The sequence below is a fragment of the Paenibacillus sp. FSL P4-0127 genome (assembly GCF_038007325.1).
In the GTDB taxonomy this organism is placed as follows: Bacteria; Bacillota; Bacilli; order Paenibacillales; family Paenibacillaceae; genus Fontibacillus; species Fontibacillus macerans.
Genome location: NZ_JBBOWY010000001.1, coordinates 911,390 through 931,601 on the forward strand (window position 1 = coordinate 911,390; position 20,212 = coordinate 931,601).

18 protein-coding genes and 2 pseudogenes are annotated in these 20,212 nt (G+C 47.9%); 12 read left to right on the plus strand and 8 right to left on the minus strand.

Annotated features, from left to right (window positions below; translation table 11 throughout):
- Positions 1-155: 155 nt before the first annotated feature.
- From NYE74_RS03980 to NYE74_RS04005, 6 genes are all read left to right on the plus strand, one after another.
- Entirely contained in the window at positions 156-677 is a 522-nt protein-coding gene (locus NYE74_RS03980) for a TetR/AcrR family transcriptional regulator (protein ID WP_082207608.1), read from the plus strand.
- Positions 678-739: 62 nt separating this feature from the next.
- A complete protein-coding gene (locus NYE74_RS03985; protein WP_036618375.1) occupies positions 740-1,423 on the plus strand; it encodes a response regulator transcription factor in 684 nt (227 codons plus the stop codon).
- Positions 1,424-2,425 (plus strand): sensor histidine kinase, encoded by a 1,002-nt coding sequence (locus NYE74_RS03990; protein WP_316560581.1) that lies wholly within the window; start codon positions 1,424-1,426, stop codon positions 2,423-2,425.
- Positions 2,426-2,526: 101 nt separating this feature from the next.
- The gene (locus NYE74_RS03995; protein ID WP_316560582.1) at positions 2,527-3,495 is read left to right on the plus strand and encodes a VanZ family protein; all 969 of its coding nucleotides are present in this window, start codon (positions 2,527-2,529) and stop codon (positions 3,493-3,495) included.
- Positions 3,496-3,553: 58 nt separating this feature from the next.
- A complete protein-coding gene (locus NYE74_RS04000; RefSeq protein WP_036618380.1) occupies positions 3,554-4,237 on the plus strand; it encodes an ABC transporter ATP-binding protein in 684 nt (227 codons plus the stop codon).
- A complete protein-coding gene (locus NYE74_RS04005) occupies positions 4,234-6,825 on the plus strand; it encodes an ABC transporter permease (protein WP_124332284.1) in 2,592 nt (863 codons plus the stop codon). The genes NYE74_RS04000 and NYE74_RS04005 overlap by 4 nt, the downstream gene beginning before the upstream one ends.
- Positions 6,826-6,896: 71 nt before the next feature.
- On the opposite strand, the gene NYE74_RS04010 is transcribed toward NYE74_RS04005, so the two are convergent.
- The 3 genes from NYE74_RS04010 to NYE74_RS04020 all read right to left on the minus strand — a co-directional run bounded on the left by NYE74_RS04010 (position 6,897) and on the right by NYE74_RS04020 (position 9,706).
- Complete coding sequence (locus NYE74_RS04010; RefSeq protein WP_036618384.1) at positions 6,897-7,787, minus strand: amidohydrolase family protein; 891 nt, start codon at positions 7,785-7,787, stop codon at positions 6,897-6,899.
- A 15-nt stretch (positions 7,788-7,802) separates the two neighbouring features.
- Complete coding sequence (locus NYE74_RS04015; RefSeq protein ID WP_036618386.1) at positions 7,803-9,038, minus strand: amidohydrolase family protein; 1,236 nt, start codon at positions 9,036-9,038, stop codon at positions 7,803-7,805.
- A 173-nt stretch (positions 9,039-9,211) separates the two neighbouring features.
- Positions 9,212-9,706: a MarR family winged helix-turn-helix transcriptional regulator gene (locus NYE74_RS04020; protein WP_051985162.1), complete on the minus strand. Its 495-nt coding sequence runs from the start codon at positions 9,704-9,706 to the stop codon at positions 9,212-9,214.
- 199 nt (positions 9,707-9,905) lie between these two features.
- Between NYE74_RS04020 and NYE74_RS04025 the strand changes: the two genes are divergently transcribed.
- The 3 genes from NYE74_RS04025 (at position 9,906) to NYE74_RS04035 (ending at position 13,411) form a co-directional block, all read left to right on the plus strand.
- A complete protein-coding gene (locus NYE74_RS04025) occupies positions 9,906-10,652 on the plus strand; it encodes a LytTR family transcriptional regulator DNA-binding domain-containing protein (RefSeq protein WP_227872794.1) in 747 nt (248 codons plus the stop codon).
- Between the two features lie 31 nt (positions 10,653-10,683).
- On the plus strand, positions 10,684-11,457 hold the full coding sequence (locus NYE74_RS04030) for an ABC transporter ATP-binding protein (RefSeq protein WP_082207610.1): 774 nt from the start codon (positions 10,684-10,686) through the stop codon (positions 11,455-11,457).
- Between the two features lie 1,039 nt (positions 11,458-12,496).
- On the plus strand, positions 12,497-13,411 hold the full coding sequence (locus NYE74_RS04035; protein WP_051985163.1) for a transposase: 915 nt from the start codon (positions 12,497-12,499) through the stop codon (positions 13,409-13,411).
- A gap of 367 nt (positions 13,412-13,778) precedes the next feature.
- Here NYE74_RS04035 and NYE74_RS04040 read toward each other — a convergent pair whose 3' ends face one another.
- The 3 genes and pseudogenes from NYE74_RS04040 to NYE74_RS04050 all read right to left on the minus strand — a co-directional run bounded on the left by NYE74_RS04040 (position 13,779) and on the right by NYE74_RS04050 (position 16,340).
- Positions 13,779-14,135, minus strand: a complete 357-nt coding sequence (locus NYE74_RS04040) for a VOC family protein (protein WP_306308142.1) — start codon at positions 14,133-14,135, stop codon at positions 13,779-13,781.
- Positions 14,136-14,210: 75 nt separating this feature from the next.
- Positions 14,211-14,747: pseudogene (locus NYE74_RS04045) on the minus strand (DUF4062 domain-containing protein); the annotation flags it as partial.
- 240 nt (positions 14,748-14,987) lie between these two features.
- Positions 14,988-16,340 carry an MATE family efflux transporter gene (locus NYE74_RS04050; RefSeq protein WP_036618392.1) on the minus strand — a complete coding sequence of 451 codons (1,353 nt, stop codon included), beginning with the start codon at positions 16,338-16,340 and terminating at the stop codon, positions 14,988-14,990.
- A gap of 137 nt (positions 16,341-16,477) precedes the next feature.
- Between NYE74_RS04050 and NYE74_RS04055 the strand changes: the two genes are divergently transcribed.
- Together NYE74_RS04055 and NYE74_RS04060 are read left to right on the plus strand one after the other, a co-directional pair.
- Positions 16,478-17,164 carry a TetR/AcrR family transcriptional regulator gene (locus tag NYE74_RS04055; protein ID WP_124332287.1) on the plus strand — a complete coding sequence of 229 codons (687 nt, stop codon included), beginning with the start codon at positions 16,478-16,480 and terminating at the stop codon, positions 17,162-17,164.
- Positions 17,165-17,468: 304 nt separating this feature from the next.
- Positions 17,469-18,026, plus strand: coding sequence for an SDR family oxidoreductase (locus NYE74_RS04060; RefSeq protein WP_124332288.1), 558 nt, complete (start codon positions 17,469-17,471; stop codon positions 18,024-18,026).
- 299 nt (positions 18,027-18,325) lie between these two features.
- Here NYE74_RS04060 and NYE74_RS04065 read toward each other — a convergent pair whose 3' ends face one another.
- Positions 18,326-18,628, minus strand: coding sequence for a Dabb family protein (locus tag NYE74_RS04065; RefSeq protein WP_124332289.1), 303 nt, complete (start codon positions 18,626-18,628; stop codon positions 18,326-18,328).
- A 25-nt stretch (positions 18,629-18,653) separates the two neighbouring features.
- Positions 18,654-19,046 (minus strand): annotated as a pseudogene (locus NYE74_RS04070) (NADPH-dependent FMN reductase); the annotation flags it as partial.
- Positions 19,047-19,237: 191 nt separating this feature from the next.
- Here NYE74_RS04070 and NYE74_RS04075 point away from each other — a divergent pair.
- Entirely contained in the window at positions 19,238-20,116 is an 879-nt protein-coding gene (locus NYE74_RS04075; RefSeq protein WP_124332291.1) for a helix-turn-helix transcriptional regulator, read from the plus strand.
- Positions 20,117-20,212 lie beyond the last annotated feature (96 nt).

A 20,212-nucleotide genomic window follows, 5' to 3' on the forward strand; every position in this document is an offset into this window, starting at 1 on the left:
ATAAAAATGACTCTCCTTTTCGAGTTACACATTTTATTATTTGTAACTTGCTAGTGAGCTAAGCATAGGATGTTGAGTTACAAAACCCAATAGTTGTAACCGACCTCGCCAATCTGTATAATAAGACCATGAAAACTTTAAGCAGAGAACTCATTTTGGAAACCGCACATCGAATGGTCGTCGAACACGGGATGGTGAAAGTTAATCTGTCCAAAGTCGGCTCTGAGCTGGGGACAACTCACGCGGCGATCTACAAGTATTTTTCGGGCAAAGAAGAGTTGTGGACCGAGCTTGCGTTGTCGTGGCTGGACCATGAACTGGCGGGGATTTTTCCATTTGACACGGACAAGTACTCGTCTACGAAGGACATCGTGCACGACTGGTTATGGATATTAAGTCGATCGAAATATGAAGCTTATTTGCGTGAGCCGGAAATGTTTAAGCTGTATACGGCCTATATCGATAGGAATCCGGCGGCACTCGCTCGGCACATCGGCGATTTGGCAGGCAGCTTGAAGGCAGCGAGCGGCATTGAGGACATAAAGCGTCTGCATGCCATTTTGCTGGCTTTTTCTTATTTTTCCGCGCCGGCTTATGCAGACAATTGGCTGCGGATTGATTTCAAAGCAGAGTTCGAAGCGGTTTGGAAGCTGATCGAAGCGGGGATTGTGGGGTAGCTCCGTTAAGCTGAACGCTACCATAAGCAGTGAATTTACTCTAACGTAAGGATGATCTGCCTATGAAAATTTTATTAGTCGAAGATGATAAGACGATCGCGTCGGGACTGGAATATTCGCTGCAGCAAGATGGTTATCGGGCCGTTCTCTGCCATGATGCCGCTTCGGCCAAAAAGGTGCTCGCCGAAGACATCGATCAGTTCGCTTTATGCTTGTTCGATTTACAGCTTCCGGACGGAAACGGCTATGAATTGTGCAAGATGGTGAAGGAGCGGCGAGACATTCCGGTCATCTTTTTAACGGTGATCGACGATGAGGTCAATGTCGTGATGGGACTCGACATGGGAGCCGATGATTACATTACCAAACCTTTTCGGGTTCGCGAGCTTCTCTCCCGGATCAAGTCCGTCTTGCGGAGATACCAGAAGCCGTCCCACGCCGGATCGATCATCGACATCGGCCATGTTCGAATCAATACGCTGGAAGGCAAAGTGCATAAAAACGGCGCCGAAATTCCGCTAACCGCCTTGGAATATCGCTTATTGCTGATCTTCGCCAACCACGTTGGACAGGTTCTCACAAGGAGTCAGCTCCTAGAGCAAATCTGGGACGTGGCCGGCGAATTCGTGAACGACAATACGTTAACGGTGTATATCAAAAGGCTGAGGGAAAAGCTGGAGGATGATCCAGGGCATCCGGCTTTAATCAAAACGGTACGCGGTTTAGGCTATAAGGTCGGTGATTAGATGCTGCGCAATCGGGAAATTCAAATGCTATTGCTCGTCATGAGCTCGATCGGCATAACGGCGACCGTGGTTGCTGCTTTCTTTTCATCCGTGGCGGCGATATTTGTTTTCATTGTATCCCTGCTGCTTATTGGCACGAGTTTGTTGTTCACGAGCTGGAGATACCGGGAGTTGGCGAAGCTTTCCGTCTATTTGCGGGAAATAAGCAACGGCAATGATTCCCTTGACGTTCGCGATAACCAAGAAGGCGAGCTAAGTATTTTAAAGAATGATATTTACAAAGTAACGCTCATGCTATCGGAGCACCGGTCGCTATTGCAGCGGGACAAAATTCAATTGACGGATGCCATCTCCGATATTTCACATCAGCTCAAAACGCCGCTCACCTCCATGACGGTGATGGCTGATTTGTTAAGCGCCCCTAACCTGCCTCCGGCCAAAAGAGCGGAGTTCACCCATCATATTCGCGTCCAGCTTGAACGCATCGATTGGCTTGTTTCTTCCTTGCTTAAGCTATCGAAAATTGACGCGAAGACCATCCCATTCAAAAAAGATCGAATACTCATGAAAAACCTGATCCAAAAGGCATTAGAGCCGGTTATGATTCCGATGGATATTAAGGGGCAGACGGTTTCCATCGCGGGCGATGACAATGTCACTTTTGTCGGCGATTTCAATTGGACGGCCGAAGCGGTCATCAATATTTTGAAAAACGGCGTGGAGCATACGCCTGAAGGCGGAGCGATCGCCATCGCATTTTCCGAAAACGCGCTCTTTACGGAACTCGTCATTGCTGACAACGGAAAAGGCATTCCCAAAGAAGATTTGCCTTATATTTTCAAACGTTTTTACAAAGGAAAGAACGCTAGCGAAGGAAGCATCGGCGTAGGGCTTGCGATGGCTCACAGCATCATTGCCAGCCAGAACGGCGTGATCGATGTGACGAGCGACAGCGAGAGGGGTACGCAGTTTCGGATTAAATTTTATAAGCATGTGATTTAACGGCACTCCGTAAGTGACTGAATTGTCACCTCCATCGTCACGGGAAAGTCATTTTAGACAGTTAAAATGATATTCATCAGATGAACGATGGAGGTAAGACCATGCATTTGAAGCAACAGCGTAAGATTATTCTGGCAATCACTATATTCTATACCCTTTTGATTCTTTATTTTTTGTTTTTCGCCTTCGGTAGAGCAGGTAAGACAGATCAAACCACTGAGTACACCTTTATTTTTTTACCGGACACTTTTTTTAGGCTGCCAGGTCTATCCGATCTTCTGCATCCTGCGCTGATGGATTTTGTGGATTTCGGGAACATCGCCGCCTTCATCCCTTTTGGCATATTGATTCCGTTGTTATATCGGACCAACTTTGTCCGCTTCATGACTTTGTTCATCCTGTCCATTCTCGTGGTGGAGACGATTCAGGCGCTAACGTTCCTCGGCAGCTTTGATATTAACGACGTCATACAGAACTCTTCGGGTGCAGCCGTCGGATTCGGGGCATACAAACTTGGCTTTCGTACAAAAAACAACTGGAGAAATATTGCCGCTACGGGTATTTCCAGTGTTGTCTTGATGCTCGGAGTGTGGGGGGGCTTCGGGATGCTTGAGCAAGTGTTTACCAAAGAAATGGGCCCCTTTATGGCAATAAACGAATTGAAGGATAGTGCCGGGAACACATTAACGGGAACCCAACCGTCCAGTCTTAAGATTGGCGGTCAGGACGTGGAACCCCAATATAATGTATACAGCTTCGCAGGTAAAAAGAAGGAAACGTACACGTATACGTTAGGTCATAAGGAGGAGTTGTATCTTTTCTTTAATTATGGAATTCCCGATCACAAAGATTTCCAGGGCAGCATCAAGCTTACCGTTGATGGACATGAGTTCCTCTCCGTATCCGCAAAAGATCAACGTCATGAGCCGGAAATGAACAAAATTTTCCTCCCCCAGGCAAATGAGCTTACTGTAACCATTGAGGGGAATGAAACTCTATGGGATTTTGGATTTAGAGAGATGGTATATATCTGGAATGAGCATCAAGGGGAGCCCATGCTTCCGAAGTGAGTTTTGTACGAAGTCGATTCAAGAAGCAACGCTCACAAAACTTTTAGGAGGTATGGCCATGGAAATTTTAAAAATTGAGCATCTGTCTAAAGTATACGGCACAGGCGAATCGGCGGTGAGGGCGCTTGACGATGTTTCCTTTTCGGTCGAAAAAGGCGAATTTGTCGCGATTATCGGCCCGTCCGGATCGGGGAAATCGACGCTCCTTCATATGCTGGGCGGGGTGGATCGGCCGACTGGCGGGAAAGTTTATGTTCAGGATACGGACATGTATGCCTTGAACGAAACGCAGCTGGCCATCTTCAGGCGCAGGCAAATTGGCCTGATCTACCAGTTTTTCAACCTGATACCCGTCCTGACGGTGGAAGAGAATATTACGCTGCCGCTCTTGCTGGATCAACAAAAAGTAGATCAAAAGCAATTAGCTGGCCTTGTGAATACGTTGAATTTGCAGCATCGATTAAACCACCTGCCGAATCAGCTATCCGGCGGACAACAGCAGCGGGTCTCGATCGGCCGAGCGCTCATCGGCAATCCTGCGATCATGCTGGCCGACGAACCGACCGGAAATCTGGACAGCAAGAATAGCAGCGAGATCATCGACTTATTAAAAATGCTGAATAAGACCTATCATCAGACGCTGATCGTGATCACGCACGACGAACGGATCGCCTTGCAAGCCGACAGGATCATTTCGATTGAAGACGGGAGGATCGCCAAAGACGAGGTGATCAGGCGATGAATATTGTCAATACGTTAACCATCCGGCATCTGAAGCAGAACAAGAGACGAACGCTTGTAACCATCGTCGGCGTCATCATTTCGGTTGCCATGGTGACCGCTGTCGCTACGCTTGTTTGCTCATTTTCGGATTTAATGATTAGGCAGACCATTGCCGATACAGGGGAGTGGCATGTCCAATATCAAGATGTAACCAAAGAACAGCTGGCGGCGATACAGGGCGATGACAGAGCCAAAACCGTGGCGATCTCAAGAGACCTTGGCTATGCCCCATTAGAAGGAGGACAAAATCCCAATAAGCCGTATTTGTTCATCAAGGAATATGATGCGCAAGGGTTCGCACAATTCCAGGTTGAACTAAGCAAGGGGCGTCTTCCCCGTACGGACAAGGAAGTTGTGATCTCCGAGCCCGTTGCCACGAACGCCAAAGTGAAGTACGAAATCGGCGATCGTTTAACCCTTCGCGTCGGCGAACGATTCGAACAAGGGGGCGATCATCCCCTGGATCAGACCGAATCGCTGCGCAGGGAAGACGGCACATTGACCGAAACGTTGCAGCATATCAAGAAAAGGAATTATACGGTGGTAGGATTCATCAAGCGTCCCGCATGGGAAACGGCGTGGGCCCCGGGTTATACGATCATTAGCTATGTCGATGATCATATGATCGGGGTAAACGATCAAGTCGATGCGTCGGTGGTCTTGCAGCGCGTTAATCCGTCCTTGTTCGCTCATGCGGAGGATTTGGCTAAGCAAAACCAAATTGAAACCGTCCAATATAATAACGATTTGCTTCATTATTACGGCTTGTCCAAAAGCAAAGCCTCGTACAGCATGATGTTCTCCTTATCGGCGATCCTTATGGCGGTGATTATGATCGGCTCGGTTTCGCTCATCTATAACGCTTTTGCGATCTCCGTCTCGGAACGTTCGCGCCATTTAGGGATGCTCGCGAGCGTGGGCGCTACGAAAAGGCAGAAGCGAAATTCAGTGCTTTTTGAAGGTGCCGTCATTGGCTTGATCAGCATTCCCATTGGCATCCTATGCGGTCTTGCGGGGATCGGGATCACCTTTTGGTTCATGAACGCGATGATTGAAGAGGCATTAGGGACCAGTGAAAAGCTGAGGCTCATCGTCACGCCGTTATCGCTCTTGATGGCTTGTCTTGTTTCGATGCTGACGATTTTCGTTTCGGCGTATCTCCCGGCGCTGAAAGCATCCAAGGTTTCTGCTATGGACGCGATTCGCCAAGCTGCCGACATAAAGCTTACAGCCAAAGCTGTGAAAACGTCGAAGTACATCCGCAAGCTCCTCGGGATTGAAGCGGAAATCGGGCTGAAAAACCTAAAAAGGAACAAACGGAGATACCATGCTATTCTTTTTTCGCTTGTCATCAGCATCGTTTTGTTTTTGACGGTATCGTTTTTTACGGCCGGCATGACACAATCCCTGGAACTGTCGCGGGAAGGCGTCAATTACGATATTGAAGTATCGTACAGCGATGGAAAAAGAATAGATGACCGGTTGCTGCGATCGATTGTATCCCTGGATGGCGTCACGAAATACAACGTGATTCACGAGTTGTATGGGAACGCTTGGGTCGATGCGGCGATCATCGCCGACGAATTGCAAGAGCGTATTAAGAAGGATAAGAGTCTGCTGCAAGACGGGAAATACCCCTACGATATTAAGATTCTTGCCTTAAACGATTCGAGTCTGCAAGCCTATGCCAAAGCGGTTGGCGCAGACTACGAGCAGCTTACGGATCCGGATCATCCCGCCGCGATCGTGATGGATACGATTCATTACAAAGATATGGGCACGGGGAAATATGTGCAGACGAAGGCCGTGTATACGAAGGCCGGTCAAAGTATCGAGCTAACGAACTTTTATAAAGAGAATGGGGAAGAAACGAAGGCAAACAAAGTGATTGTTGCCGCATTGACGGATCAAGCCCCGATGGGAATGAACCCGATAGGCGTAGGCGGGTTAAATATGATCGTGTCGGAACGCGTCCTGAATCGGCTGACAGGCGACGAGGACCAAGCTAACACTTCGACGTACCTCCATTTGCAAAGCACGGAACCGATGAGAACGCAGCAGGAAATTGAAGAGATGGAGGAGACCAATCTGAATGTCTACAATGTGTATCAATCCAGAAAAAGCGAAGAACGGCAGATTCTCTTGATGTCCGTCTTTTCTTACGGTTTTATCGTATTAATCTCTGCGATTTCCATTGCGAACATTTTTAATACGATCTCGACGGGGTGGTCGCTTCGCAAACGAGAATTTGCGATGCTGAAATCCGTAGGCATGACGCCAAAAGGCTTTGCGAAAATGCTGAACTATGAAAGTATTTTTTACGGGGTCAAGTCGCTATTGTTCGGGCTTCCCGTTAGTTTCGCCGCGATGTATCTGATCTATAGAGCATTTGCGAACAAATTCAGCTACGGGTTCACCCTCCCTTGGATGAGCATTCTGTCTGTCATTGTCGCCGTATTTGTCATTGCCGGTTCTGCGATTGTTTATTCCGGCGCGAAAGTAAGAAAGGAAAATATTATTGACGCATTAAAGCAAGAGAATACATGACTGGAAAAGCAAAATACGCTACTTCTAATCTTTCTAGAATTAGCGTATTTTCCCTTAGTTCTGCTGCTCATTCAACGAAAACGAGGGAAAAGTTCTTTTGCCGTACCAGACATAAGCTTGGTTTTCTCGCCTTCATCAAATCCCAAATAGCTGCTCAACTGTTCAATACTTTCCGTAACTCCGTTTTCGAAACGCAAAGGATAATCCGTTCCGAACAGGATATGCGATGCCCCCACCAATTCTTTCAATGTCGTAAATACACTAGGCGAGGTTGAGAGCGCCACATCATAGTACAAGCTTTTTAAAGATGATAGTACTTCTTCGCTGGAGAGACTGCTTGCTTTGTTTTCCTGTGCAACAGTGCTCAAACGGTACGCGATATAGGGAATGGTTCCTCCCGCATGAGAAACGATCCATTTGATATTGGGATACTTGAGAACTTTTCCTCTGTAAATTAGATCCATCATGGAGCGTGTTGTATCAAAAGGAAATTCGTAGATAGACATATCTTTTACAAACAGAGACTCATTCGCTCCCGCAGGTTTTGTGGGATGAAGGAGTACAACGGCCGACCGTCTGTTTAATTCCGCGAGAATCTCGTCCATGCGGTCATCACCAATGTAAATTCCTTTGGTATTGCTGGGAAGACAGAATCCGTCAACCTTCAGTGTTTCGTACGCGTAGTCGATTTCTTTTAACGCTTCATCGACAAATTCAGTAGGCAGACATGCCAGCATTCCATACTTTGTTGAATTATATGCAGCACACTGAGCCAGCAAGTTATTTATCTGCCGGGTAACCTCAGGGCTTGCGGATACAGGCAGGGAAAGTAAAGCTCCGGTTAACCCCATCCGTATCATGGCCTCTTCATCAATTTCCATACTCCATGGAGGCAGCAAAGCGGCATTGGGATTGTTTTTTCCTATGACATGGTGGTGAATGTCAATAAATGTATGGTTCATGGCTTTTGCTCCTTCTCATTCATTCGCGGCCAGACGGGTGCCCTGACGCCAGATGGCTTCAATGGATAATGTGTCAGAGATATTCGACGTTGGATCTCCTTTTACCAACAACAGGTCGGCACGAGCCCCGTTTACGATGCGGCCGCGATCATAAATCCCAAAGCGGCGTGCGGGAACAGAGGTGGCTGCTCTCAATGCCTCAATCGGTGTCAATCCGGCTTTGACCAGCAGTTGCAGTTCATGGTGCAAACTAGCTCCATGAACCATCCCGCCAACCGTCGGCTGCGAGGGATCGCTGCCAGCCAAAATATCGACCCCAGCATCGTGGAGAGCCTTCACGGTCTCCAAAAGATATTCCGTCTTACCCTCTGGATAAGTGGCGATGTGCTTATAAAGTGCATTATGCCACTTTTCGCTTAATTTAGAGCGTACACGTTCGTCCGTGGCAAACTCAGGGGCATCGCTATCGCCTATCGTGGAAGCGCCGGCAACAATCGTGGGGCATACGAACACACCTGAATTTACAATCGTATCAATGATTTCTTGGGTATGCGGCTGGTCTATGAAGATGTGCATCAACCCGTCAATTCCTCCGCTGATTGCACGTTCAGTGGCTTTTATCGTCATAGTGTGGGCTACAGCCATTTTGCCAAAACGGTGTGCTTCCGAACAAGCAGCTGCAATGACTTCATCCGTGACGTCGGGGGTACCAGGTTTACCGAACACCGTACCTTCTTCGATCATAATTTTTATATAGTCTGCTCCTTGCGTTACGCGTTCCGCCACAAGTCTAGTTGCCTCTTCAGGCGTTGAGGCGTATTTGTTTAAAGCCGTCCCCACAGACGCGGCCTTAGCTTTCATCTGGGCAGCAACTTCAGGAGGCAAAAGTTCAAGCGGGTGACCGTCCGGCGCTGTAATTGCAAGGAAGGATTTTAGACAATCCGTCAAATCTCTTCGCTCGTTTATCTCTTTCTTCTGCTCTTCAGAAAAATATCCCTGCATCTGGTACGTGGTGGTAACACCGAAGGTCAAGGAGAGCTTCAAAGATTCCATACTGGGATGGGAGTGAGCGTCGATTAGCCCCGGCAACAACGTACAGCCTTTCGCGTCAATAACTTCAGATCCGTCGGGAACCGGACCTCCAACATTGATAATTTTCTCTCCTTGGATTGTAACGGACTGCTTGTCGAGGACATTCTCGCCGTCAAAAATTCGCGCGTTGGTAATGCAAGTGACTTTTTCCTTGTTCATTGGCTAACAGCTCCTTTTAGAATAATCGAATCAAACAAGAAGGTACCTTAGTATTTGATTTTAAAAAAAGGTACCTTCATAAATGGATAATAAAGGTACCTTCTCAATATGTCAATAGCATTTTTTATTTGTCGTTTGAAATATCGGGTTTGTTATCCTTATTGGGGATACCACTATCGTCTCTGCTTACTGCCGCGAAGATCTCTTGACCCGAGATCGGAATCGTCATCTCCAAATTCCTTCTCCAGTTCTTCGATAATACGGGTGAAATAACCACTTAGCGCAGCCTGTTCCGTTTCATTCAAACATCCGAAAATGATTTCACTATCCGACTGCTCTTCATTTTGCTTGGCGGCAATTCTGCCAGCTTCCGTCAGTCGTATCTCCATAACCCTACGATCTGCTTTGGAAGGTGTACGGGTGATATATCCACTTCGTTCAAGCTTGGCGAGTAATTCACCAAGTGACTGAGAACGAATATCCAGAATAGCTGAGAGCTCTTTCTGGGTCATTTCCGGTTTCAACTTTAATAGGGCCAGAACTCGCCCCTGGCCCTGATGGGGATTAGCCATGGGGCCCATTTCTTTAAGCTTTTGTAACTGGTGCCTACGTTCCAACCATACAAGACGAACATATTGCTCATACAAATCCGGTTTGTTATCGCTCATGTTTTCCCCTCTGCTAGAAATGAAAAAGGTCCCAAAATCCTTTTTTAGCTGAAGTCTACCACATCTATTCATAAAATCAAGTCGGTTACGTAGAGTTTAGTTGCGCTAGCGGTAAAGAACCGTCTAGCAGTTCATACTACCGGCCGCTCTGATATCTATGACAAAAAAGTATCCCAACATTATGTATATGCGTTTAACGGTGGAAGAGCTGATCACTTTTCTAATCAAAGTAACGGAGCGGAATGAGCGTGCCGCTTTGTTAATGGATTATTTTGCTTTACAAGAAGAACGAAAGGTAAAAATCAAGGATCTAAGCCCCTCAAAAAGGATGTATGTGACCTTGCTGCGTGCCTTTTTTGCGTATCAGTCTACCTTAGTATTGGAGGAACCCTATTTTTACTTGGAAGAAGAAGATCGTCGTCATTTTAAACGGATTTTGGATGACCTTTCGAAAGAGAAGCAGCTTCTAATTTTAACTTCGAATTTAGAGGATGCCATGATTTCCTGTGATGCCATTTATCGATTGAACGAATCCGGATTTCATCCACTGGATATTCGGGACTCGGAAGAGGATAAGCAGGAAGTACCGGAACAAGATCGGGCCAATATCACCTTGCAGAAGATTTATACGAAAAGAAATGACAAAGTGATTTTATTTGATCCGCCTGAAGTCGATTACATAGAAAGTTTGGATGGTTCGATCCTAGTTCATGTGGGTGGAGAACATTATGTCTGTGCTTTGACGCTAACCCAGCTCGAGCAGAGATTGTTGAATTTCGGATTTTTTAGGTGTCATCGATCCTACATCGTTAACTTGCAAAAAGTAAGAGAGATTATTACATGGACGAAAAATAGCTGCAGCTTGCGATTAAATACGGGTAAAGATGCCGTGGTTCCGTTATCTCGTTCAAAATTGCATGAATTAAAAGCACTTCTTAACATTTAAAATGTTTGCGAAGTAAACATTTCGTAAGCGTATGCCATTTCCGGGGCAATATCGAATCCATCAAGCGTTCCAGGGTACCATTCAGGCGACATTAATCAAGATTTTAACGTCGCAGTTAAATCCGACAAGCGGACAGGCCAGTGCATTTAACCAGCCGGCGGAGATGATGCAGCAGTCTGCACAGAAGATGCGCTTTGGCATTTTGACGGACAACAGCGGTCTATATGAGAGATTAACGATTGAGGAAAATCTGGAGCTGTATCGTAAGTTATATGATCTTCCTAAAGCTTCGATCGATAAGGTACTGCAGTTTGTAAACCTAAGCGGAGAACGCAAAAAGAAAGTCAATCGCTTATCGAAAGGGGTGCGTCAGCGTGTCATGTTGGCATGCGCGGTGATCCATGAGCCGGAATTATTATTTTTGGATGAGCCTACTTCGGCTTTAGATCCAGTAAACTCAGCGCATATTTACAAGGGCTTACGCTATTTAAATGATAAAGGGACAACGATTTTTTTAACTACGCATGATATGGCTGAGGCGGAATTGCTATGTAACCGTGTAGCGATATTGTATCAAGGGCAAATCCAAGCTATCGGCTCCCCAAAGGAACTAAAAAAACAGCATCGGGAAAACGTAGTTTGTGTTGACTTAATCAATGGGGAAACCTACGAGCTCCCGATCGATGAGGAGACGGCCGATCAAATCGCCGGTTGGATGAAACGAGGGTTCATTAAGCGATTAGAAACGAAAGAGCCAAGTCTAGGTGATATCTTTATTAAAATGACAGGAAGTGAGTTACTATGAGTATCTCATTAAAACGTGCCGGGGCAATATTTGTGAAGGATTACAAAGAATTTTCACGTAATTATGCGATCTCCATTATTCTGATTTTTCCCATTCTCTTCGCATTTCTTTTTCGAAGTGCCGGCCCGTCCTTGCCTGGAGCAATCGGTTTTCTCCTAAATATTTCGTTTGTGATTCTAACGAGTTTAGCACAAGCCTGCTTATATTGGGCTATGAGCCAGCTAGTATAGGGTGATTGTGGCAGCAATCATTTTTTCGATTATTCTATACACCGCAGTCGGGACGATATGTGGTTTATACTCCAAGACATTGCTTGACGCAACGTTATCTATAATGCCTGTGGGCCTCGTATTCACTGGGGCACCATGGGGAGTGTTACTAGCGGATGATTTTCCGATCTTCAAAGTACTGGAGTATGCACCAAGCGTTCAACTTGTGTATTTGCTAAATATACGAAATATAGGCTTTACGACGGGAGATTTATTAAAACCCTTCCTCATTATTTTGGCCTGGACGGTTGTATTGACGATTGTATCCGTCGTTTTGTATCAACGGCGTTTAAAGGATGAGTAGGGAAAAATTTTATTAACCGCATCATTTCAAACTCGTGTAAATTATAACTCAACATTCGCAGCAAAAAGTCGGTAGACAAGCTTTGAAGTAGCTGGGTAAAGCAGCAATCCATGAGGCGTCACGATCCGGCGGGGGCGGTGTATCTACCTTTTGCACCGCGGCCGTTTCGAGCAGTGTCATATATCGACGCCAGGTGAGGGGGCTGTCTAAAGGGGTTGCCTGAAGGGTTCGATCTGGGTGTTCCTGCCTGCTGCTTGCCTTTGCACGATTATTCCTTTCGCTCAGGGAACAGGGGATGGGGGTTAGAGCAAGGATTCAAAAAAAGAGAGAAGAAAAAAACAAAAAAGCTGAGGAAAAAATGAGGCGGTTCAGGTGAGATTTTTGGCTTGATAAGAGAACGTGTGTTTGGTATGATGAAATAAATGGAACCTATGTTCGTATATTCTTGATTCGGGGGCGAGTGGATATGGAAGTCAATACGGGAACGGAACTTCAATCATTCAGCAGCCGTTTTAACAGTGAGCAGGACTGCATGGAAGCGCTAATCGCGATGAAGTGGCCAAGCGGCTTCGTCTGCCCGCGCTGCGCGTACACCCGGTGCAGCCGCCTGACTTCTCGGCATATCCCCTTGTTCGAGTGCGGAAAGTGCAAGCATCAAACGTCGCCTTTGGTCGGCACGATTTTTGAAGGAGCCAAGGTGTCCTTGCTCAAGTGGTTCGAAGCTCTGGATTTGTTCCTGCTGGAGGACGGCATCTCGGCGTTGCGGCTGCGCCAGGTGATCCGGGTCACCTATAAGACCGCCTGGTCGATGCTGCACAAAATACGCCATGCCGTGGGGGAGTTCGATGCCCGGGAGCTGCTCTCCGGAGACGTGAAGGTGAACAGCGATCAGTATGGACGTAATCCGTCCCGGTGTCAGCTTTCGCATCCGTACGCCTCGGCGGTCGTAGCCGGCTGCACGGTCACGGAGTCGGGCGAGCCGGAGCAGGTCAAAATCCGCCTGGTTCCGCATAAGCGGGGAGGTGAAAAAAGGGCAAACCGTCACGAACTCGCTGCGTTCATCAACGGGCACGTGGATGCCCGTACATCGGTGGTGCAGTTGTTCCCTCAGGCCTTTCGGCTGTATGCGCCCTTGCGGAAAGTGGTGAGAGAGGCGTGGGAATCGCTGAAGAGTACGTATGGAGCCTTGGGACTGAAACATCTGCAGGCGTACCTGAACGAGTACACCGGACGCCGCCGGTTGCGCCTGCCCGGAGGACTGCCCAAAGCGGAAGAAACGATGCGGCAGAAGTTGCTGCAAATGTGTGTGGCGATTCCGGCGATCCCTTACCGCCGGCTGATCGCGCGCCAACCGAACCAGCCCCTTGCGGCTGCGGCCTGATCGTGACGCTTGAACGGTAGGGGTTACTTGTTGCAGATCAATTTAATGGGTGGGATTAGCATGAACAGTACGGGCGTTGCTGCAGATGGAAGGATTCAGGCTACAGCAAAATCACGGGTCTTTCGTTTCGCGTCTTGTCCTTGATCTACTGTCTTGATCTCTTGTCGGTCTGTTTCACCTCCCCTAAACCTGATTTCATCTCCTAAGCTCGTCTAAATTATCTCGAACCTATTTGCTTCCCCACAAATATTTTTCTCCCGAGCTCGTCTGTTTCTCTGCTACCTGATCAAACGGGATAATCATGCAAAGTCTCCGGACAGCGAGTGTGTTGATCTACCGTCCACCCCACTTCCCTGTCCTCAAGCTTTCAACGCCCTTCCGCGTTTCTTGCCGCGATCGGTTTCCGACTTGACTGGCAAAGATTGCCGTCGGGATCCTTGACGATCGCATAGCCCTCTCCCCAAGGCGTATCCTGCGGTGCAAGATATCCGGTATAGCCCTTAGCCGCCAATTGACGGTACAATTCGTCCAGCGCTTCGCGGCTGTCTAACTGGAAGGCGCTCTCCATCCGATGCCCGACAGGTCTTTCGCTGCCGCCTAGAATGCCTTCCGCCATTTCCCATGTGTCGAAGGCCAGGATTATCCCGTCTTCCAGGTAGACCGGGTGTTCCCTAAACGCCGAGAGGGGGAACTTCAATAATGTTCGGACTGCTTCCGAATACATCCGAATGCCGAATATCGAACGAGCCTGGGCGAAACGCAAAACTTCGGTTCGCGTCGCCAGCCCTTTGATCCGGGCAGCTTTTCGATCCAATAGCTGTTGAAGGTCCGGAATATCCTTGCCCGAAACCCAGCCATACAAATCGTCTCTTGCTGCATACACCGGCAATTGGTCACGAAGTACCATTTTAATGTGCCGTACATCTTCAACATAATAAAAAGGGACTTGTTCCATGACCGATTGCTTAAACTCTTGAAACTCCTGATAGTATTCAATTGCTGTGAAGTCGTATGGCTTGTGTCTTAATGCTTCATCCGTGACAACAAAAGCAAATCTGGGTTTGCCCGCTTCTCCGGCATACTCGTATTCCCACTGCGTATAGCTCTTGAATTCATCATCAGGAAGCGTTAAACCATAGAATCCTCCGAGAAACAGGATATATACATCGGATTCGTCGATCCATCTCTTCCTAATTTTCATTGGACTTTCCTTGAAAGACTGCTCGATTCAAGCAGGGATATGACCGGCTTGAAGTATGGCTTCAACAGCGGTATGTCTTTCCTCAATAAGATCGTAGTAAGTAGACGATATGTAAATTTGTAATTTTTTTCTCATGGGCCCACCCAAATCAAAGAATTTTAGTATAAATAGAATCTGCCACTCCCTCACTTTAATTGTCAAAATTTACCTGGGGTTTCTTGCGGCAAGCATGCACCAGACGGCGAATTGGAGGTTTATTCTGCAGAAGAAATGGAAGACCGTCAGTGACAGCGAAGTTTTCGGCTTCACCATATATAAAGAAGGCAGGAACGGGGAGAACCCTTATCCTGCCTTCTTGCGTGCTATATGCTTTTTCTACTGTACTAAACTTTCCAAATTCGGCTGCAATTTATTCCGCAGCGCATACAGCATGATGGCTCCAACAAGGAACGCAGCCGCATCCGCAATGACGAGCGACCAGACCACCCCGTGGAATCCGTTCATTTGATTGGCAATAAACAGCACAGGAATCAGAACAATTCCCTGAATAACGGACATAATGAACGCGGCGGTTCCTTGCGCTGTAGCTTGGAAGATCCCCGTAAACAACGTGGTCATTCCTGTAATGAACAAGGATAAGAACGTCACATGCAGAATGTAGCTGCCCATTTCAATTAATTGCGGGTCATTTGTAAATAAACCAATTAAGTGGCCGGAAATCAGATAGACGATGACGCCGAACAAGACGGCTAATGTTGTAATCGTTTTGATCGTAAATCCAATGGTGTGCTTCATACGTAATTTATTTGCTGTAAAAGAGAAGGCAATGAGCGGCACGACTCCCTCGCATAAGCCCATTAGAATAAACTCGGGAAACTGCAACAAACGCGATGAAATTCCGTAAGCCGCTACAGCTTGATCTCCATATTCGACAAGAAAATGGTTAAAAATTAGCGACATTGCACCCAAAAAGATACTCATAATAAAGACGGGAACTCCGATTTTGAATACATTGCTTAGAATGTCCTTGGTAGCCTTGAACCATTTTATGGACGCAGTTAAAAATTGGCTCTTATATCCCATATGGAAGGCGTAGAATGCACTTGCGACCAGGTTAGAAATGACCGTAGCGGACGCAACGCCGATGATGCCCCAATGGAAAACAAAGATGGCCAGCGCATCAAGAATAATATTCACGACAACACTCACCATCATACCGATCATCGACGTGACAGCCGCACCCTCCGAACGAACAATATTCTCCAGCGTGAAGAACAATACGACGAATGGTGAACCCATAAGCATAATTGTGACATAGTCCTTCGTGAAGCCAAAGGAGTCAGGCGTTGCCCCCAGGCCATGGACAATTGGGTCGATCAACGGGAGGCCAACGGCAATTAAGATAAGACCGAGAACTAAACTGCTGTAAAAGGCGAATGAAGACACATGCTTTACATCATCATATTTTTTCTCACCCAGCAAACGGGAGATGAAGGTACCGCTGCCCATGCCAATCAAGTTGCCCAGCGCCATGATGATCGCGAATAAAGGCAAGGTAAGTGCGAGTGCGGTTAATACGGCAGTATTGCCCAGCGTACCAAGGAAATAGGCATTCAAGATGGAATAGATGACACTCATTGACGTACCTAGCATCATAGGTACAGCGAAGTGAGCTACGGCTTTAGCGATTGGTGCTTTTTCAAAATAATGAAGGTTTTCTGCATCCATGCGAGTCACCACTTTCTTTGAGATATTTCGTTCTGGTCTAACAGTGTTAGTTTGAACCTTACAGTGTTAGATGATATCATGAACCTATAGACCTGTAAAGCATAAACTTACACTGTTAGATAAAAGGGCGGATAACGATGAAAAAGCAGCAGCCTCAGATTTCGGAGGATAAGATTTTGGAAGCTTCTTGGAAGCTTCTGGGGGAGGTGGGGATCGAGAAATTCAGCATGAGACGGCTGGCCGACCGGCTGGGGATTCAGGCTCCCTCTCTGTACTGGTACTTCAAGAGCAAGCAGAATCTCTATCAGCGTCTGGCCAATCAGGTATCGAAAATCATTTTGGAGGAGTTTCACTCCGAGGGAGACTGGAAGGAGCAGTTGACAGAGCTTGCGGGAACGGTACGAAGCGTGCTCAGCCGGTATCCCTGCTCCACGCAGCTCATGATGATGACGCTCCCCCATGAACCGGACATCATCCGGTTTACCAACCGGATGATGTTCTGCGTAGAATCGACACCACTTGAGCAAGAGCAGAAAATGCAAGTCATTACTACGTTTGTCAACTATGTATACTTCTTCGTTCTGGACGCTTATGAACATCAGCGCAATGTCTCGGGGATTATTAAGGAGCATGGAGCAGAAGCGCTTCCGGGCGAGGAGATGATCCGCCTTCTGGACTCTATGAGTGAGACGGAAGCGGGACTGTTCCGGAGGATGTTCAAAAGCGGGCTGTTCAAGCTGATGGGGACCGACAGGGCGTTCGAGTTTGGCTTGAAGCTGATTCTGCTGGGGATTGAGCAGGTGATCAAGGAGCAGGAGAAGTAGAATGTAACCGCAAAATGAAAACCGCCCTAGTCCAAACGCCTAACGCGGTCAGGATTCGGGCGGTTTTTGCATTGCTCGGCACTTCTTCTACGAGTGGCCTTTCGAGGGAAAGGACCTTGATGTAGGAAGCTGCGGCAACAAAAAATGTTGTTTAGGATCATGAACTTATTTTAGCAATTCTTCCAACCGTTCGTCGGTCCCCGAGTTTTCAAGTGGCGTGAACACCCTCATTGCAAAAGCGCTGCTATCAGAGATTGTAAACGTATGGTAACGGAAAGTCAGCAGCCCCGCTTCGGGAAGACGGATGATTTGTTCCCCTTCCAAAGTACAGGAACAGGTTCGTCAATTTTTCAGCAAAATCGGGGAATTCGATCACTTGGTCTTTACTGCCGGCGACCCATTGATGGTCGAAAGTCTTGACGCCACCGACGTCGATACAGCGCGCCAATTGTTTAACGTGCGATACTGGGGAGCGTTTATGGCGGCCAAATACGGCAGCCGAAACATCAGACAGGGCGGTTCAATCACGTTGACATCGGGCGTTGCCGGAGTTCGTCCGCAGAAGGGGCTTACTGTTGCAGCCAGCATATGCGGCGCTGTCGAGTCGCTCACCCGGGCGTTGGCCGTCGAACTGAGTCCGCTTCGCGTCAACGCCGTTTGCTTCGGCATAATGCGTACCGAGCTATGGGACGGCGTTCCTGAAGAACACCGGAACGCGATGTATGAAAATGCCGGGAAATCACTGCCGGTTGGGCGAATCGGCGAACCGGAGGACGGTGCCGAGGCGTTTCTCTACTTAATACGCGAGAAATATTCCACCGGTCAGATCGTTGTCGTGGATGGCGGTTCTACTCTGGTTTAAGTTTCTTGTAGAATAAACGGTGAACGTAAGCCTCTTCCACCAAAACCTAAGCGGAAGAGGCTTAAAGATGATGAGCCGGTTTGCCCCGGGGTTATTCTTAGTCAAAGGTAACGCAAGGAAAATGAATGGTTATTTCGGCATCCTAACGCAACGCGGTCGAACCCTCGACCTGGAGAGCGAGGGTTACTTGCGTGAGAAGCAACTATTCGGTCCGGCAAGAGTTGCCGTTACAGGCAGCGCGGTAAACCATATCGTAAGTAGGGTGAAACTTTTTTGCGGATTCCTTGAGTGCAGATGCGCTAAGCAATCGGGTAGTCCATGACTACGATCCCTTCGGCAAATGGGCCAATGGATTGCAAAAAATTTTGATGCAGGGGATGCTGAATATAATCCCGGCAAGCTTGCTGATTCTCAAAAGTGACTCTGATCCCCAGCGTAAAGCCCTGCATGTGCTCTGTTTCCCCCGTAACGTTAACCCCGGCGCTTAGATCGACAATACCCGGGATATTCCCCCTAAAGGCATGCACGCGCTTCACCGCATCCTCCTGCTGGTCAATGGAAACATTGGACTTGAGTTTCAATAGTACAATATGCTCGAACATCTTTTTTTTCCTCCAAGGTTCCTGATTATATTTCGCTTTGCAGCTGCTTCAATCTGGATGGTGTCTCCATCCATTTCACGAAATTTTCGGCTACGAGATCAAGGTGCTTTATGGTAGGTTCGTCCGTCAGTTCGCCCTGATCATTGATCTTTTCATGAACCAGGCCGATGTATACTTCATTTCCGGGCAAAAGCGGTGAGGAAATGCCGGACGCGAACAGAATGTCGCGCAGATGCCCTTGTGCTTTTACCGATCCCAACAATCCCATCGAGGATCCTACGATCCATGAGGGCTTCCCGATCATGACTCGATCTACGCGGGATAACCAATCAATCGCATTTGCCATTACGCCGGGAATGGTCGAATTATACTCCGGGGTGACCCATAACACCGCATCGGCTGCAGCCACTTTCATTTTTATCACCTCAATGATTATGATTCGAATGGAAATGAACAGGTTGGACCGATCATTGCTGCTTCATCCATTCTTGTATTCTCCCTAAGCAGAACATAGACTAGTGTATATGGACCTGACGAGGCTAGGAAGAGATCTGGTTATCGTAGGATTGGAACTCCTACGTTCATCAATGGATAGGAGGCATGGAGATCATGTCGAACGGATTGGATCGTTACGAGGAATTGTCCCGTTTTTTGCGCACGCGCCGGGAACGAATGACCCCCAAGCTAGCAGGATTGCCGGAGTCCGGCCGCAGACGCACACCCGGGCTTCGCCGCAGCGAGGTCGCTCTGTTGGCGGATGTGGGATTGGATTGGTATACCTACCTGGAACAAGGGCGTCATATCAACGTATCCGCCGAGGTCCTCGATCGAATAGCAGGAGCGCTTCAGTTGGGTGAGTCGGAACGCAGGCACTTGTTTCACCTTGCCCGCAAGCAGTTCCCCTTGATCGAAATAGAGAAACCCCCTGAGGTAGTACCTGCGCTTCAACGTTTTTTGGATGGCCAAAACTTATCCCCGTCGAATGTCATGGATGCGCGAATGAACATTATTGCCTGGAATGCTGCCTATTGCGCGTTGAACGGGGAGCTCGCGGATATGTCTGAAAGGGAGCGGAATTTTGTCTGGATGACGTTTACATCGCCCCGCTTCCGCTACATCAAGGGGGACCAATGGGAACTGCATGCGCGGCGGATTGCCGCAAAATTTCACGCCGAGTATGCACGGCACGTTGACGACCCTTGGTGGTCTGAGCAGTTCGAGGCGCTGTGCCAAGCCAGCAGCGAATTTCGGGAATTTTGGGACTCCCATGAGGTTCTCGATGCCATCGATGCACCCAAGGCGCTGCAGTGTCCGAATCTCGGGACCTTGAATTTTGATCTTGTTTCGTTTCAGTATTTGGACAATTCAAACCTGACGGTTTCCATCCATGTCCCCCATCAAGACGGCACGGTGGAAAAAATGCAGCGGCTGGTAAGCGATTATCAGAGCCGGCGCCCGGGACCTTTTGAATCTTTACAAAGTGTTTAGTGTGGAGAAGAGGAAACCGGGGGCTAAGGGACACCGGAGCCGTTATTTGAGGAAAATCGGAGGTTTGCAAAATGTAACGGACACAGATGCTCTTAT

Bases quoted from the DNA above. Each gene is read 5' to 3' on its own strand.
- NYE74_RS03985 (WP_036618375.1), top strand. From the start codon at position 740: ATGAAAATTTTATTAGTCGAAGATGATAAGACGATCGCGTCGGGACTG.
- NYE74_RS03990 (WP_316560581.1), top strand. From the start codon at position 1,424: ATGCTGCGCAATCGGGAAATTCAAATGCTATTGCTCGTCATGAGCTCG.
- NYE74_RS03995 (WP_316560582.1), top strand. From the start codon at position 2,527: ATGCATTTGAAGCAACAGCGTAAGATTATTCTGGCAATCACTATATTC.
- NYE74_RS04000 (WP_036618380.1), top strand. From the start codon at position 3,554: ATGGAAATTTTAAAAATTGAGCATCTGTCTAAAGTATACGGCACAGGC.
- NYE74_RS04005 (WP_124332284.1), top strand. From the start codon at position 4,234: ATGAATATTGTCAATACGTTAACCATCCGGCATCTGAAGCAGAACAAG.
- NYE74_RS04010 (WP_036618384.1), bottom strand. From the start codon at position 7,787: ATGAACCATACATTTATTGACATTCACCACCATGTCATAGGAAAAAAC.
- NYE74_RS04015 (WP_036618386.1), bottom strand. From the start codon at position 9,038: ATGAACAAGGAAAAAGTCACTTGCATTACCAACGCGCGAATTTTTGAC.
- NYE74_RS04020 (WP_051985162.1), bottom strand. From the start codon at position 9,706: ATGAGCGATAACAAACCGGATTTGTATGAGCAATATGTTCGTCTTGTA.
- NYE74_RS04030 (WP_082207610.1), top strand. From the start codon at position 10,684: ATGCCATTTCCGGGGCAATATCGAATCCATCAAGCGTTCCAGGGTACC.
- NYE74_RS04035 (WP_051985163.1), top strand. From the start codon at position 12,497: ATGGAAGTCAATACGGGAACGGAACTTCAATCATTCAGCAGCCGTTTT.
- NYE74_RS04040 (WP_306308142.1), bottom strand. From the start codon at position 14,135: ATGTATTCGGAAGCAGTCCGAACATTATTGAAGTTCCCCCTCTCGGCG.
- NYE74_RS04050 (WP_036618392.1), bottom strand. From the start codon at position 16,340: ATGGATGCAGAAAACCTTCATTATTTTGAAAAAGCACCAATCGCTAAA.
- NYE74_RS04055 (WP_124332287.1), top strand. From the start codon at position 16,478: ATGAAAAAGCAGCAGCCTCAGATTTCGGAGGATAAGATTTTGGAAGCT.
- NYE74_RS04060 (WP_124332288.1), top strand. From the start codon at position 17,469: ATGATTTGTTCCCCTTCCAAAGTACAGGAACAGGTTCGTCAATTTTTC.
- NYE74_RS04065 (WP_124332289.1), bottom strand. From the start codon at position 18,628: ATGTTCGAGCATATTGTACTATTGAAACTCAAGTCCAATGTTTCCATT.
- NYE74_RS04075 (WP_124332291.1), top strand. From the start codon at position 19,238: ATGTCGAACGGATTGGATCGTTACGAGGAATTGTCCCGTTTTTTGCGC.